Annotated in this window: 6 protein-coding genes and 1 other RNA gene; 4 read left to right on the top strand and 3 right to left on the bottom strand. The window is 74.5% G+C overall.

What is annotated here, in order from left to right:
* Positions 1–2: 2 nt before the first annotated feature.
* Together ITJ55_RS05085 and ITJ55_RS05080 are read right to left on the bottom strand one after the other, a co-directional pair.
* Positions 3–578 (bottom strand): Fic family protein, encoded by a 576-nt coding sequence (locus tag ITJ55_RS05085; protein WP_194594349.1) that lies wholly within the window; start codon positions 576–578, stop codon positions 3–5.
* On the bottom strand, positions 575–772 hold the full coding sequence (locus ITJ55_RS05080) for an antitoxin VbhA family protein (protein ID WP_056257705.1): 198 nt from the start codon (positions 770–772) through the stop codon (positions 575–577). Before ITJ55_RS05080 ends, ITJ55_RS05085 begins: the two co-directional genes overlap by 4 nt.
* Before the next feature lie 75 nt (positions 773–847).
* Between ITJ55_RS05080 and pta the strand changes: the two genes are divergently transcribed.
* Positions 848–3,031: a phosphate acetyltransferase gene (gene pta / locus ITJ55_RS05075; RefSeq protein ID WP_194594348.1), complete on the top strand. Its 2,184-nt coding sequence runs from the start codon at positions 848–850 to the stop codon at positions 3,029–3,031.
* Positions 3,028–4,221, top strand: a complete 1,194-nt coding sequence (locus ITJ55_RS05070; protein ID WP_194594347.1) for an acetate kinase — start codon at positions 3,028–3,030, stop codon at positions 4,219–4,221. Before pta ends, ITJ55_RS05070 begins: the two co-directional genes overlap by 4 nt.
* Positions 4,222–4,338: 117 nt before the next feature.
* Here ITJ55_RS05070 and ITJ55_RS05065 read toward each other — a convergent pair whose 3' ends face one another.
* Positions 4,339–5,019: an SDR family oxidoreductase gene (locus tag ITJ55_RS05065; RefSeq protein WP_194594346.1), complete on the bottom strand. Its 681-nt coding sequence runs from the start codon at positions 5,017–5,019 to the stop codon at positions 4,339–4,341.
* 54 nt (positions 5,020–5,073) lie between these two features.
* Here ITJ55_RS05065 and ffs point away from each other — a divergent pair.
* Together ffs and ITJ55_RS05055 are read left to right on the top strand one after the other, a co-directional pair.
* Positions 5,074–5,170: signal recognition particle sRNA small type (gene ffs / locus ITJ55_RS05060), an RNA gene on the top strand.
* A 462-nt stretch (positions 5,171–5,632) separates the two neighbouring features.
* Positions 5,633–14,638: a choice-of-anchor G family protein gene (locus ITJ55_RS05055; protein ID WP_194594345.1), complete on the top strand. Its 9,006-nt coding sequence runs from the start codon at positions 5,633–5,635 to the stop codon at positions 14,636–14,638.
* Positions 14,639–14,648: the final 10 nt, after the last annotated feature.

Raw genomic sequence — 14,648 nt, 5'->3', positions numbered from 1 at the left:
GCCTAGGAGGCGCGCAGCAGCACCCGGTCGAACATCGCCTCGAGGGGCGCCAGGTCACCGGCGTCTCCCGCCCGGCAGGCCGAGTCGTTCTCGTCCTTCGTGACCGAGGCCCAGTCGAGGCGGTAGCCCTCTTCGTGGCACCAGAGGTCCCAGAAGGCCCGCTGCGCCCGGCCGTTGCCCTCGCGGAACGGATGGACGTGGTTGAGGTCGCGGTAGAGGCGGGCGAGCGCCGCGACGAAGGCCGGGCGGTCGGAGCCGTCGGGGGCCTCGGCCAGGTCGTCCTCGAACCGGTGCAGTGCGGCGTCGAGGTGCTCTGGCGGGGTGAACGAGCCCACGCCCTTGGTGATGCCGACCGTCCGCAGCCGACCGGCCCAGGGGTAGATCAGCCCGAAGACGGTCGAGTGGATCGCGCAGAGCAGCTCACGGCCGTACTCGTCGGGCAGGTCGACGGCGTCGAGCAGGGCGAGCACCGTGCCGGCGAGGTCGTCCTCGACCCGGCGCAGCTCGTCGGCGTCGTGGATGTCGAAGGCGTTCGCGAGCACGACCGTGCCCGGCCAGTAGTACGGATCGTCCGTCACTGCTCGGTCTGGGCGGCCGAGACCACGCGGTCGGTCACGTCGTCGGCGCTGAGCTCGCCGGCCTGGTAGCGCTCGATCAGGCGGCGCTGGTCATCCGAGAGCGACCCGCCCTCGAGGCGGGTGGAGGCGACCGCGCGCGCGAGGGCGTCGTCGCGGGTGAACCGCGCCGTCCGGGTCTTCCTCGGGGTGGCCACGCGCCGATCTTACGGCCCCCGGGCGAGGCACGTCTCCCCGGCGGCTCGAAGGCTGCCGCCCGTAGGCTGGCGGGCGTGTCGACACGCATCTACATCACCTCAGCCGAAGGCCACACGGGCAAGTCCACGATCGCGCTCGGCGTGCTCGACACGCTCAGCCACGAGGTGGGCCGCGTGGGGGTGTTCCGACCCGTCGCCCGCTCGACCGACGAACGCGACTACGTGCTCGAGCTGCTGCTGTCGCACGACAGCGTCGACCTCGCCTACGACGAGTGCGTCGGCGTCAGCTACGACGCGGTGCACGCCGACCCCGACGCCGCGCTCGCGACGATCGTCAGCCGGTTCGCGGCCGTCGAACGCCAGTGCGACGCGGTCGTCGTGATCGGTTCCGACTACACCGACGTGGGCAGTCCGACCGAGCTGTCGTACAACGCCCGCATCGCCGCCAACCTCGGCGCCCCCGTGCTGCTCGTGCTCGGCGGCCGCAGTGCCGACGGGCAGACCCGGCGCACCGGTGCCGACATGCGCCAGGTCGCCGAGCTGACCACGGCCGAACTGCGCTCCGAGCACGCGAGCCTGCTGGCGGTCGTGGCGAACCGGGTCGACCCGGACCACCTCGACGAGGTGGTCGACGGCATCGGGCACGCCCTCGAGTCCTCGCCCACCGGGCGGGTGCCGATCTGGACGCTGCCCGAAGACCGCGTGCTCGTCGCCCCGACCATGCGGGCCGTGCTGCAGGCCACCGGGGCCACGCTGCTGAGCGGCGACGACGCCCTGCTCGACCGCGAGGCCCTCGGCGTCGTGGTCGCCGCCATGTCGATGGAGAACGTGCTGCCCCGCCTCACCGAGGGCGCCGTCGTCGTCGTGCCGGGCGACCGGTCGGACGTGCTCGTCGCCACGGTGCTCGCCCACGCCTCCGAGACGTTCCCGTCGCTCGCCGGCATCGTGCTGAACGGCGGCTTCGCCCTCGCCCCGCAGGTCGAGCGGCTGCTCGAGGGCCTGGACAGCCCGCTGCCGGTCGCCACCACGACCACCGGCACCTACGACACCGCCCTGGCCATCACGCAGACCCGCGGCCGACTCGCCGCCGACTCGCCTCGCAAGTACGACCTCGCCCTCGCCCTGTTCGAGACGCACGTCGACGGTGCCGAGCTGCTGCGCCTGCTGCAGGTGAGCCCGTCCGGCGTCGTCACGCCCCTCATGTTCGAGTACCAGCTGCTCGAACGGGCACGGGGGCTCCGCAAGGCGATCGTGCTGCCCGAGGGCGACGACGACCGCATCCTTCGGGCGGCCTCGACCCTGCTGCAACGCGGGGTGGCCGACATCACACTGCTGGGCGACGAGACGGCGATCCGCGCCCGCGGCGCCGAGCTCGGCCTCGACCTCGCCGCCGCGCGCGTGCTCGACCCGTTCGACCCGAGCCTCCAGGTGCTCTTCGCCACCGAGTACGCCAAGCTGCGCGCCCACAAGGGCATCGCGGTCTCGCAGGCGATGGACACGGTCACCGACGTCTCGTACTTCGGCACGATGATGGTGAAGCTGGGCCTGGCCGACGGCATGGTGTCCGGCGCCAAGCACACCACGGCGCACACCATCCGCCCCGCCTTCGAGGTCATCAAGACCCTGCCCGACGTCGGCGTCGTGTCGAGCGTGTTCCTCATGGCGCTCGCCGACCGCGTGCTCGTCTACGGCGACTGCGCCGTCATCCCCGACCCGACCGCCGAGCAGCTCGCCGACATCGCGATCTCGTCGGCGCAGACGGCGCTGCAGTTCGGCATCGAGCCGCGCGTCGCGATGCTGAGCTACAGCACCGGCGACAGCGGCTCGGGCGCCGACGTCGAGAAGGTGCGCGCCGCCACCGCCCTCGTGCGCGAACGCCGCCCCGACCTGCTCGTCGAGGGGCCCATCCAGTACGACGCCGCGGCCGACCCGACCGTGGCGGCCGCCAAGATGCCCGAGTCCGAGGTCGCCGGTCGCGCGACGGTGTTCATCTTCCCCGACCTCAACACGGGCAACAACACCTACAAGGCCGTGCAGCGCAGCGCGGGTGCGGTCGCGATCGGCCCCATCCTCCAAGGCCTCCGCAAGCCCATCAACGACCTCTCGCGCGGCGCCCTCGTCGGTGACATCGTCAACACCGTCGCCATCACGGCCATCCAGGCAGGCACGCAGGCCGGCACGCAGGCCGCCGAGAACGCCCCCGCGGCACCGGTCGCCCCGGCGCCGACCACCCCCACCCCCGAAGGAGCCCCCTCGTGAGCACCGTCCTCGTCGTCAACTCCGGCTCGTCGTCGTTCAAGTACCAGCTGATCGAACTCGACGGCGAGCGGACGCTCGCTAGCGGCCTCGTCGAGCGCATCGGTGAGGACGTCGGCTCGACCCGGCACCGCAACGAGGTCACGGGCGACGAGACCCGCAACGACACCCAACCGATCGTCGACCACGCCGCCGGGTTCGCCGCGATGCTCGCGGCGTTCGACGCGCACGGCCCGTCGTTCGCCGAGTACCCGCCCGTCGCCGTCGGCCACCGCGTCGTCCACGGCGGAGAAGAGTTTGACCGCGCCACGGTCGTCACGGACGACGTCGAGAAGGCGATCGACCGCCTGTCGGCCCTCGCCCCCCTGCACAACCCGGCCAACCTCCAGGGCATCCGAGCCGCGAAAGAGGCCTTCCCCGACGTGCCCCACGTCGCCGTCTTCGACACCGCGTTCCACCAGACGCTCGCCCCCGCCGCCTACACCTACGCGATCGACGCCGACCTGGCGAAGAAGCACCACGTCCGCCGCTTCGGGTTCCACGGGACGTCGCACAAGTACGTCAGCGAGAAGACCGCCGAGTTCCTCGGTCGGCCCCTGTCCGAACTGAAGATCGTCGTGCTGCACCTCGGCAACGGGGCCTCGGTCGCCGCCGTCGACGGGGGCCGTTCGATCGAGACGAGCATGGGCATGACCCCGCTCGAGGGCCTCGTGATGGGCACCCGGTCCGGCGACATCGACCCGGCGGCCGTGTTCCACCTGCACCGCGAGGCCGGGCTCGACTTCGACGAACTCGAAGCGCTGCTCAACAAGAAGAGCGGCCTGCTCGGCCTGACCGGCAGCGGCGACATGCGCGACGTGCAAGACAGCGCGTCCCGCGGCGACGCCGTCTCGGAGGCGGCGCTCGCCGTGTACCGGCACCGCATCCGGCATTACGTCGGCGCCTACGTCGCGCAGCTCGGTGGCCTCGACGCCGTCGTGTTCACGGCGGGCGTGGGCGAGAACAACGCCCTGCTGCGTCGTCGCACGCTGCTCGGCCTCGAGTTCTTCGGCATCCACGTCGACGACGACCGCAACGAGCTGGCCTCGCGCGAGGCCCGCCTCATCTCGCCCGACGGTGCCCCGGTCCAGGTGCTCGTCGTGCCGACGAACGAAGAGCTCGAGATCGCCCGACAGGCGGCCGCCCTCAGCTGAGGCGTCGGGCCGGCGCACGACCCGGCCACCCCGGCGACGCGGAAGAGCCCCGGTGCGCAGGTCGCGCCTCCGGGGCTCTCGTCCTCCGGTCGCCAGGTGGCGACCAGGAGGCGCGGGTCAGTACTTGATGGTCGCCAGCGCGTCCGAGACGGTCACGTCGCCCGACACGGCCTCGAACTGCGTCTTGACGGCGGTGCCCTCGATCAGGGCGGTGGCGATGATCTCGGCGACGTCGGCGCGGGGGATGCTGCCGCGCTCGACGGTCGTGCCGACCGAGACCTGACCGGTGCCGGCGTCGTCGGTCAGGCCACCGGGGCGGACGATCGTCCAGTCGAGGCCCTCGCGGCGACGCAGGTCGGCGTCGGCCTCGCTCTTGGCGCGCATGTACACCTGGTACACGTCGTCGTCGTTCTCGGCGGGCAGTTCGGCCCGCGCGGGGTCGTAGTCGTCCGTCCCGATGGCCGAGACCATCACGTAACGGGTCACGCCCGCCTTCTCGGCGGCGTCGGCCAGCAGCACGGCACCGTCGCGGTCGATGGTCAGCTTGCGCTCGGCGCCGCTGCCCCCTCCGCCGCCGGCGGCGAAGACGACGGCGTCGGCCCCGTCGAGGTGGCCGGCGAGCGTGTCGACGTCGGTCTGCTCGAGGTCGAGCACCAGGGCACGCGCCCCGGCGGTCTCGAGGTCGGCGGTGTGGTCGGGGTTGCGGACGATGCCGACGGGGTCGTGCCCGGCGTCGGCGAGTCGGCGTTCGAGGAGCTGGGCGATCTTGCCGTGCCCTCCGGCGATGACGATTCTCATGCCCCCAGGCAACACCCCGGGTCGCGGGGACCGTTCAGTTGCCGCTAAACTCGTCGAGGCTCCTCACGTGGCGTCATCCAGGCCAACTCCCCCAGGGCAGAAATGCAGCAAGGGTAACCGGGCTCTGGCGGGTGCGTGAGGGGTCTTTCCTCTTTTCGGAGCGAAGCTCCGCCCACCCCTCACGTGCCTGACGGGGCGCGGTTCCCGTGGCCCCCCTTCGTGGGGTGCGCGATGCGCGCGATCGCCCCTATGCTCGACGGACGACGAGACCGAACCAGCTCGTCGGGAGCGACCAACCACCGCTCCGGCCGCACCGCTCACCACGGTGCGACCACGCCGCGACGACGTCGTCGCACCACACGATCAGGATCAGGACCGATGAGCCCCTCACCACGGCACGTCAGCAGCACCCGCACCAGGCGAACGAGCCCGCGCACCGCGCGGTAGGCCCGTCCGCCTCGTCGTCGTCCCCGGACGACGACGAGGCGGGCGGCTCGACCGCACACCGCGCCGTCACCGCGGCACCACAAGAGAACAGCAGCACCTCCCGCCTCACCAGCGGGAGTTCTTCGGATCAGGCGGCGGGCTCGTCCCGTCAGGAAGAGGCACACCCATGCGAAGCCAGGCGATCGAGCGTCCCCGCCGCTCCCACGCGTCCCGCGCACTGAAGGCGACGGCGGCGGCCGTCGTCGCGGCGGTGGTCGGCGCGCTCGTCGTCGTCGTCCCCGCGCAGGCGGCCACGACCGACCGCAGCGAGGCCGAGGCCTCGCTGCTCGGCGGTTCGGGCATCGTCGCGCTCGACCAGGTCGCCGCCCTCGGCGGGGCCTACTCGGCCTTCGGCACCACGCAGAACCCGCCGACGTCGCGCAACCCCCTGAACCTCACCGCCGTCAACGCGCTCACGGTCGGCCTCGGCAACGGCATCCGCCTGCTGGGGGGCAACGGGCTGGTGACCCTCGGCGTCGACGGCCAGTACGCGAGCGCCACCGCGACGTCGGCCACCGCCTCGGCCGGCCTCATCGGGGCCGACGGCTCGATCGCCACGGGCAGCGGAGCCCCCGGCACCGGGGCGACGCTGAACCTGCAGCCCCTGCTCGCGTCCGTCCCCGCGACGAACGGCGTGCTCAGCGACGTCCGACTGGGTCTCGGCGCGCTGTCGTCCCAGATCACCCAGCAGCGCGGCGCGACCGCCACGGCGCCGACGACGGCCTACCAGGTCGCCGGGGCCCGCTACACGATGACGAGCCCGGCCGTCCAGGGTGTGACCACGTCGCTCCGCGGCACGGTGACCGGGCTCGGATCGACGGTCAACGCGGTCGCCGGCAGCGGTGCCGTCACGGGGCTCGCCACCTCGATCACCGCACCGCTCACCACGGCCGTGAACGGGCTGCCCCTCGGGGGCGCGGTCACCCTCGGCCAGCCGGTCGTCGGGGTGACGGCGACCGTCGACCTCGACTCGACGATCTCGACCGAACTCGCGAGGCCCCTGACCTCGGGCCCGGTGACGATCACGCCGAGCACGGGCCAGGTCGTCGTCGACTTCGGTGCCCTGAACGGCCTGCCCGCGAACAGCGACCTCCTGAGCCCCGCGACGATCACGGCCATCACGAACGGCGTCACCGACATCCTGCAGAACCAGCTGCCGACGAACCTCGTCGCCGCCGCGAACGCCGCCGTGCGCGCCACCGCGGCGACCGTCGACCTGCGGATCGCGCTGCGCATCGACCTCGGACTCGCGACCGCCAACGAGACCCTGTCGACGCGCACGGTCACCACCATCGGCCAGCTCCTCGACGGGACGGTCCCGGCCACCGCCACCACCGTGACCGGGTCGGGCCTGGTCGGTGCGCTCGGCGCCGCCACCCTCCGCGGCGCGCTCCTGCCCGTCGTCGGCACCCTGCTCGGCTCGGTCGGCGGCCTCTACTCGCCGCTCGTGGACGGCACGGCGCTCGCCGCCACCACGACCACCCTCCGCACCACGACCGCGGCGGTGGTCACGACCCTCGCGCCGCTGACCTCGCTGCTGAACCAGCTCGTCCGCGTGACGATCAACGCCCAGGACGGTGAGGGCTTCCGCGACGCCCGGGGCACCGACGCGGGCTCGAGCTCCGTCCACGCCGTGAGCCTCTCGGTGCTGCCGCTCGTGAACGCCTCGCGGGTCGACCTCGCGACCTCCACGGTCCGCGCCGCGGCCCTGGCTCCCCTCAGCATCGCCACGCCCACCGCCGGGCAGGTCTTCGTGGTGCCCGGCACCCCCGGGGCGACCCGCAGCGTCGTGCTGACCGGTGCCGGCGAGCCGGGCGCGACCGTCACGGTCGACCTCGGTGCCGGTCGCACGGGCACCGGCACGGTGGCCGCCGACGGCAGCTGGAGCGTGACCGTCGCGAGCGTGCCCGTGGGGGCCTACAGCGCCTCCGCGACCCAGACCCTCGGGGCCGTGACCACCGGTCCCGTCACCCGGGACTTCACCGTCGTCGCCCAGCAGCCCCTCGTCGTCACGACGCCCACGGCCGGTCGCGTCTTCACCGTGCTCGACGCGGGTTCCACGACGCCCGTGATCGTCTCGGGCACCGGCACGCCGACGGCCACCGTCTCGGTCGACCTGGGCGGCGGCCGCACGGCCACCGCCGTCGTCGCCACCGACGGCAGCTGGACGACCACGGTCGACGACGTGCCCGTGGGCTCGTACACCGCCTCGGTCACCCAGGCCGTCGGCCAAGACGTGTCGGCACCGGTCACCCGGGCCTTCAGCGTCGTCGCCGGCGCCGGCCTCACGGTCACGAGCCCGACCTCGGGCACGCAGTACCGTCTGCCCGGCGCCGACTCGACCCGTGACGTCACGGTCTCGGGCACCGGGCAGCCCGGTGCCCCCGTCGCCGTCTCGCTCGGCGGCGGCCGCGACCTCACCGCCACGGTGGCCGCCAACGGCACCTGGTCCGTGACCTTCGCGGACCTGCCGGTCGCCGCCTACACGGCCACCGCGACGCAGACGGTAGGAGGCGCGGTGTCCGCCCCGCAGACCACCGACTTCGCCCTCGTGGCCGCGACCCCGGTCACGATCGCGACGCCGGCGCCCGGCGCGACGCTGACGGTCGCCGACCCCTCCTCGACCACCCCGGTCACGGTGACCGGCGCCGCCGAGCCGAACGCCCCGGTCGAGGTCGACCTGGGTGACGGCTACGTCGCGTCGACGACGGCCGACGGGACGGGTGCCTGGACGGCGACCGTCTCGTCCGTGCCGGTCGGGACCCGCACGATCAGCGTCACGCAGACCGTCGCCGGGGTCGTCTCGGTGCCGGTCACGCAGCAGCTGACGATCGCCGCCGGCGACCCGCTCGTCATCGAGGCCCCCGCAGAGGGCACCACGGTGCGCGTCGCGAGCAGCGCCTCCCTGGCGACCCTGACCGTCTCGGGCACCGCCGAGGCGGGGGCCGACGTCCGCGTCGACCTCGGCGACGGATTGACCGGGCGGGTCACGGCCGACGCCACGACCGGCGCCTGGTCGGTCGACGTCGCCGACGTGCCCGTCGGCCAGCGCACGATCTCGGCGACGCAGACCGTCGGCGGCACCGTCTCGGCCGTGCAGACGCGGGTCGTGGCGATCGTCGCCGGGACCCCGGTCGCCATCTCGACGCCGGCACCCGGGGCCACGATCCCGATCGTCGGCGGCACCACCGCCGACGTGACCGTCACCGGCACCGCCGACCCCGGGGCCACCGTCACCGTCGGCCTCGGCGCCGGCTTCGAGGTGCCGGCCACGGTCGACCCCGTCACCGGTGCCTGGACGGCCGTCATCCCCGACGTCCCCGTCGGCGACCGGACGCTCGGCGCGACCCAGACCCTCGGCGGCACCACCTCGGCACCGGTCACGCAGCCGCTGACCATCGCCCAGGGCACGCCCCTCGACGTCACGGCACCGCTCGACGGCGACGAGTACGTCGTCGCCGGTCCCGACGGCACGACGCCCGTCGTCGTCTCGGGCACGGGGCAGGTCGGGGCGACCGTCTCGGTCGACCTCGGCGACGGCCTCGTCGGCGAGGCGGTCGTCCCGGCGTCGGGCACCTGGTCGGTCGTCGTCGACGACGTCCCGGTCGGGTCGCACACGGTCTCGGCGACCCAGAGCGTCAACGGCTCGACCTCGGCGGCCGTGACCGTCGACATCGACGTCGTCGAAGGCGGTGACGTCGTCATCGCGGCGCCCGTCCCCGGCACCCGCATCGTGGTGGCCGACGACCAGGGCACCACCCCGGTCACCGTGTCGGGCACCGGCGTGCCCCTCCTGCCGCTCGTCGTGACGCTCGACGGCGTCGACCAGGCTCCCGTCACGCCGGACGCCCAGGGCGTCTGGTCGATCGAGCTGGCCGGCGTGGCCGTCGGCGACCACGTCGTGGGCGCGAGCCAGCAGCAGGGCGCGGTCCTGCTCGAGGCCCGGCCGACGAGCTTCTCGGTGGTCTCGGCCGCGGCCGACCTCACCATCTCGACCCCGGCACCCGGTGACGTGATCACCGTCGCCGGGGACGCGGCGACCACGGCCGTCGTCGTGAGCGGCACGGCCACCCCCGGCGCACCCGTCGAGGTCACGCTGGCCGGCACGGTCGTGCCGACGACCGCCGGCCCCGACGGCCTCTGGACCGTCACGGTCCCGGGCGTCCCCGTCGGCGACCAGCTCGCCTCGGTGACCCAGACGGTCGGCGGCACGACCACGACCGACCCCGTCACCTCGGCCTTCGAGGTCGTCGCCGGCACCGACGTGGTCATCACCACGCCCGCCGCAGACGTCCGCTACGTCGTCGCCTCGCCGGGCGTCACGCAGGACGTCCCGGTCGCCGGCACGGCACAGCCGGGTGCCCTCGTCACCGTCACCCTCGACGGCGTCGAGGCCGGCACCGCCCTGGCCGACCCCGCCACCGGAGCCTGGGCCGTGACCCTCGTCGGCATCGGGGTCGGGGAGCGCGTCCTCGGGGCCTCGCAGACCGTCCGCGACACCGTCCAGCAGGCCGACACGCGCCTCGTGACGGTCGTCCCGGCGGCGGGCCTCACGATCGTGGCGCCCGCCGCCGGCGTGCCGATCGTCCTGGCCGACCCCTCGTCGACGACGACCCTCGTCGTGTCGGGCCAGGCCGAGCCTGCAGCGGTCGTCCGCGTCGACCTCGGTGACGGCCTGACCGACACCGTCACCGCGGGCACCACGACGGGCGCCTGGTCGGTGTCGTTCACCGGCGTGCCCGTGGGCACCCGCACCGTCACCGCGACCCAGACGGTGGGCACCTCGGTCTCGGCACCCGAGACGCGCGTGGTCAGCATCGTCGCCGGTGCCCCGCTCGTCGTCACGGCTCCCGTCGACGGCGCCGTCGTCGACGTGGCCGGACCCGACGTCACGGCGACCGTGACGGTCTCGGGCACCGCCGCGGCCGGGGCCACGGTCGACGTGGTCCTCGACCCCGCGACGGGCCCCGACCTGACCGCCTCGGTGACGGCCGACGCCACCACCGGCGCCTGGTCGGTCGACGTGGTCGGCGTCCCCGTCGGCACGGTCGACCTGTCGGCCACGCAGAGCATCGGCGGCACCACCTCGCCGGCACAGGAGGCCTCGTTCGAGGTGTCGGCGGCCGCCCCGGTCGTCATCGTCGACCCGGACGACTCCGTCTTCACGGTGCTCGACCCCGACGGCACGATCGACGTGCCTGTCTCGGGCACGGCGTCGCCGGGTGCCGAGGTCTCGGTGCGGCTGAACGGCGGCGCGGCCGTCACGACGACCGCCGACCCCGCGTCGGGTGACTGGTCCGTGCTCTTCACCGATCTGCGGGCCGCCGTCTACCAGGTGACCGCGTCGCAAGCCGTGGCCGGCACGACGTCGACCCCCGTCGCCGCCTCGTTCACGATCGAGGTGGGTGCCGGGCTGACCGTCCTGCAGCCCGCGCCCGGCGACGTGGTGACGGTGGCCGACGCCACCGCGACCACGGACGTCACCGTGAGCGGCACGGCCGAGCCCGGGGCGACCGTGCGCGTCGACCTCGGCGACGACCTCGTCGCCTCGACGTCGGCCGACGGCACCACCGGTGCCTGGAGCGTCGTCGTCCCCGGCGTCACGGTCGGCGATCGCACGCTGAGCGCCACCCAGGCGCTCGGCGGCTCGGTCTCGCCCGCCGTGACCCAGCCGCTGTCGGTGGTCGCCGCCGCCGCGGTCGTCATCGACGCCCCGGCACCGGGCGCCGTCGTCGCCGTCGCCACGCCCGACGCCACGACCGACCTGGTCGTCTCGGGCACCGCCGAGCCGGGGGCCTCGATCTCGGTCGACCTCGGTGACGGCCTGACCGCCACCGCCACGGCCGACGACGAGACGGGTGCCTGGAGCACCACCGTGCCCGGCGTCCCGGTCGGTGACCGCACCATCGCCGTCACCCAGACCGTCGACGGCTCGACGTCCAGCCCGGTCACGCGCGACGTGTCCGTCGTCGTCGCTCCCGCCGCGCCCGTCATCGTCGCCCCGGAGCCGGGAGCGACCGTGTCGCTGCTCGACCCGGCCGGCACCACGTCGGTCGTCGTCTCGGGCACCGGCGAGCCCGGCGCCACCGTGGCCGTCTCGCTCGGCACCGGCCTCACGGCCGCGGCCACCGTCGACCCCGAAGGCGACTGGCGGACGACCGTCGACGGGGTCCCCGTCGGCGAGTACACCGTCACCGCCACCCAGACGATCCGTGGCGCGACCTCCGAGGCGGCGACGCGACCGTTCACGGTCGCCGCGGCCGCGGGCCTCGTGGTGGACCGGCCCACCGACGGCACGACGGTCGTCGTGCTCGCCGAGGGCGACACGGCCTCGATCGTCGCCTCCGGCACGGCCGAGCCCGGAGCGACCGTCACGGTCGACCTGGGCGACGGCCTGGTCGGCACGGTCGTGGCCGACCCGACGACGGGTGCCTGGACCGTGACGGTCGACGGCGTCCCCGTCGGCGACCGCACCGCCTCGGTCACCCAGACCGTCGACGGGGCGGTGTCGACCCCGGTCACCCGCGCGGTGTCGGTCGACGTCGCCGCTCCGGTCACCGTCACCTCGCCGGCCGACGGAGCGTCGATCGTGGTCGGCGACGCCGACGACACCACCGACGTCACGGTCACCGGCACGGGTCAGCCCGGGGCCACCGTCGTGGTCGAGGTGGGGGACGACCTGTCCGAGACGACCACGGTGACCCCCGAGGGCACCTGGACCGTCACGGTCGGTGACGTCCCGGTCGGCTCGTACCCGGTGGTCGTCACGCAGACGGTCCCCGCCGGCTCGACGACCCCCGTCACGCAGCAGCTCGACGTGGTGGTCGGCACCCCGGTCTCGATCACCGAGCCCGCTCCGGGCGACACGGTGGTCGTGCTCGAGGGCGAGACCACGCCGGTGACCGTGTCGGGCACCGCGCAGCCCGGCGCGACCGTCACGGTCTCGCTCGGCGGCGACCTGACGCAGACGGTGCCGGCCGACCCGACGACGGGGGCGTGGACCACGACCTTCGACGCCGTGCCGGTGGGTGCCGGGCCGATCTCGGTGGGCCAGCAGTACGGCACCGTCACGACGGTCCCCGTGACCCAGCCGTTCGCGGTGGTCGCGGCAGACCCGATCGCGATCACCGACCCCGAGACGGGCACGCGCCTCCTCGTGGTGTCGGCGGACGCCACGGTCGATCTGCCGGTGTCGGGTTCGGCGCAGGCCGGCGCGACGGTCTCGGTGACGCTCGACGACGGGACGGCCGTCACGGTCGAGGTCGACGACGACGGAGCCTGGACGACCACCTTCGCCGGGGTCGGCGTGGGCGAGCACGTGGTGTCGGCGACGCAGACGGTCGCCGGGGTCGAGTCGGCCCCGGCCACGACGACGGTCGTGGTCGAGGCCGCCGCGCCCCTGACCGTCACGGCACCGACCGACGGCCAGCAGTACCAGGCGGGTGACGCCGGCACCGCGCCGGTCGTCGTCCGGGGCCAGGGCCAGCCGGGTGCGCCCGTCACCGTCACGGTCGACGGGGGAGACCCCGTCACCACGACGGTCGGCGACGGCGGCTCGTGGCAGGTGCCCGTCGTGCTCGGCACCGGGTCGCACACGGTCTCGGTCGTGCAGACGATCGGCGACGCGACGAGCGCCCCGGTCGAGGTCGCGGTCGAGGTCGTGCCCGCCCCGGCCGACCCCGCGGCCGCACCGACGATCACCTCGCCTGCCGACGGTCAGCTCGTGACGGACGCGGACGGCGACGGCTTCGTCGACCTGCCGGTCACCGGCACGGGCGAGCCCGGGGCCACGATCACCGTCACCGTCGGCGGGACCACGCAGACGACGACCGTGACCGAGGGCGGCACCTGGTCGGTGACCGTGCCGGGCGTCCCGGTCGGCACGAGCACCGTGGTCGTCGAGCAGACGGTCGCGGGGGTCGTGACCGGGACCGCCTCGGTGACCGTCACGGTGGCATCCGCCGCCGAGGTCGCCCCCCTCGTGGTGACCTCGCCCGAGCAGGGCTCCATCCTGCCCTCGGACCCGGCGGGCACCGCCGACGTCCTGGTCGGCGGCACCGCCCAGCCGGGTGCCACGGTGGCCGTCCGGCTCGACGGCGGTCTGCCGGTCACGGTCGACGTCCCCGCCGGGGGCGCCTGGTCGACGACGCTGCAGGGCGTCGCGCCGGGGCAGCACGCGCTGTCGGTGACCCAGACCGTGGGAGGCGCGGTGTCGGCACCCGAGACCGTCGCCTTCACGGTCACCGCGCCCGCGAACACCGACGCCGGCGTCGTCATCACGTCGCCGGCACCGGGAGCCTTGATCGCCGACGTCGACGGCGACGGGGTCGAGGACCTCACCGTGACGGGCACCGGCACGCCCGGCGCTCTCGTCGAGGTCGACCTCGGCGTCGGTCCGACGCAGACGACGACGGTGGGCGACGACGGCACCTGGTCGGTCGAGTTCGCGGACGTGCCGGTCGGCGCGTACGTCCTCACGGCGACGCAGACCGCGGGTTCGGGCACGACCACGGCGACCCAGGACCTCGTGATCGCCTCGGTCGACCCGGTCGTCATCACGACGCCGGTCGCGGGTTCGGTCCTGCAGGCCGGGACGTCGGGCACGACGCCCGTCACGGTCGTCGGGACCGCGGAGCCCGGGGCGGCGGTGACCGTCCAGCTCGACGCCGGTGCGGTGCAGACCGTGACGGCCGACCCGGCGACGGGAGCCTGGACGGTCGTGTTCACGGACGTGGGCGTCGGGCCGCACGTGGTCGCCGCCACGCAGACCGTCGACGGGGCCACCTCGGCCCCGGTCACGACCGGGTTCTCGGTCACGGCGGGCGCGGGCACGCCGGGCACGCCGGGCACGCCGGGTACGCCCGGCACGCCGGGCACGCCGGGTACGCCGGGCACGCCGGGTACGCCGGGCAGCCCCGGGTTCCCGGGGCTGCCCGGGGCCGGCGGTGGGTTGGGCACCGGTGGCGGAGCCGGTGGGGGAGCGGTCGTGACCGGTGGGGCCTCCGGCCTGGCGTACACGGGCTCCGACGTCCTCGGCGGGCTCTCGCTCGCGGCCTTCGCGCTGCTGATCGGCCTCGGCCTGGTCTCGGCCACCCGCCTCCGACGTCGGTCGAGGGGGGCGCGAAACCGGTAGCACCGGCCGA

Origin of the sequence: Frigoribacterium sp. VKM Ac-1396 (assembly GCF_015350895.1) — a bacterium.
GTDB lineage: Bacteria > Actinomycetota > Actinomycetes > Actinomycetales > Microbacteriaceae > Frigoribacterium.
Note: the sequence above shows the minus strand (reverse complement) of the source record. Positions and strands in the feature narration are given on the sequence as shown.

Excerpts from the sequence above, each read along its gene's own strand:
- ITJ55_RS05055 (WP_194594345.1), top strand. The coding sequence starts at position 5,633 with ATGCGAAGCCAGGCGATCGAGCGTCCCCGCCGCTCCCACGCGTCCCGC.
- ITJ55_RS05065 (WP_194594346.1), bottom strand. The coding sequence starts at position 5,019 with ATGAGAATCGTCATCGCCGGAGGGCACGGCAAGATCGCCCAGCTCCTC.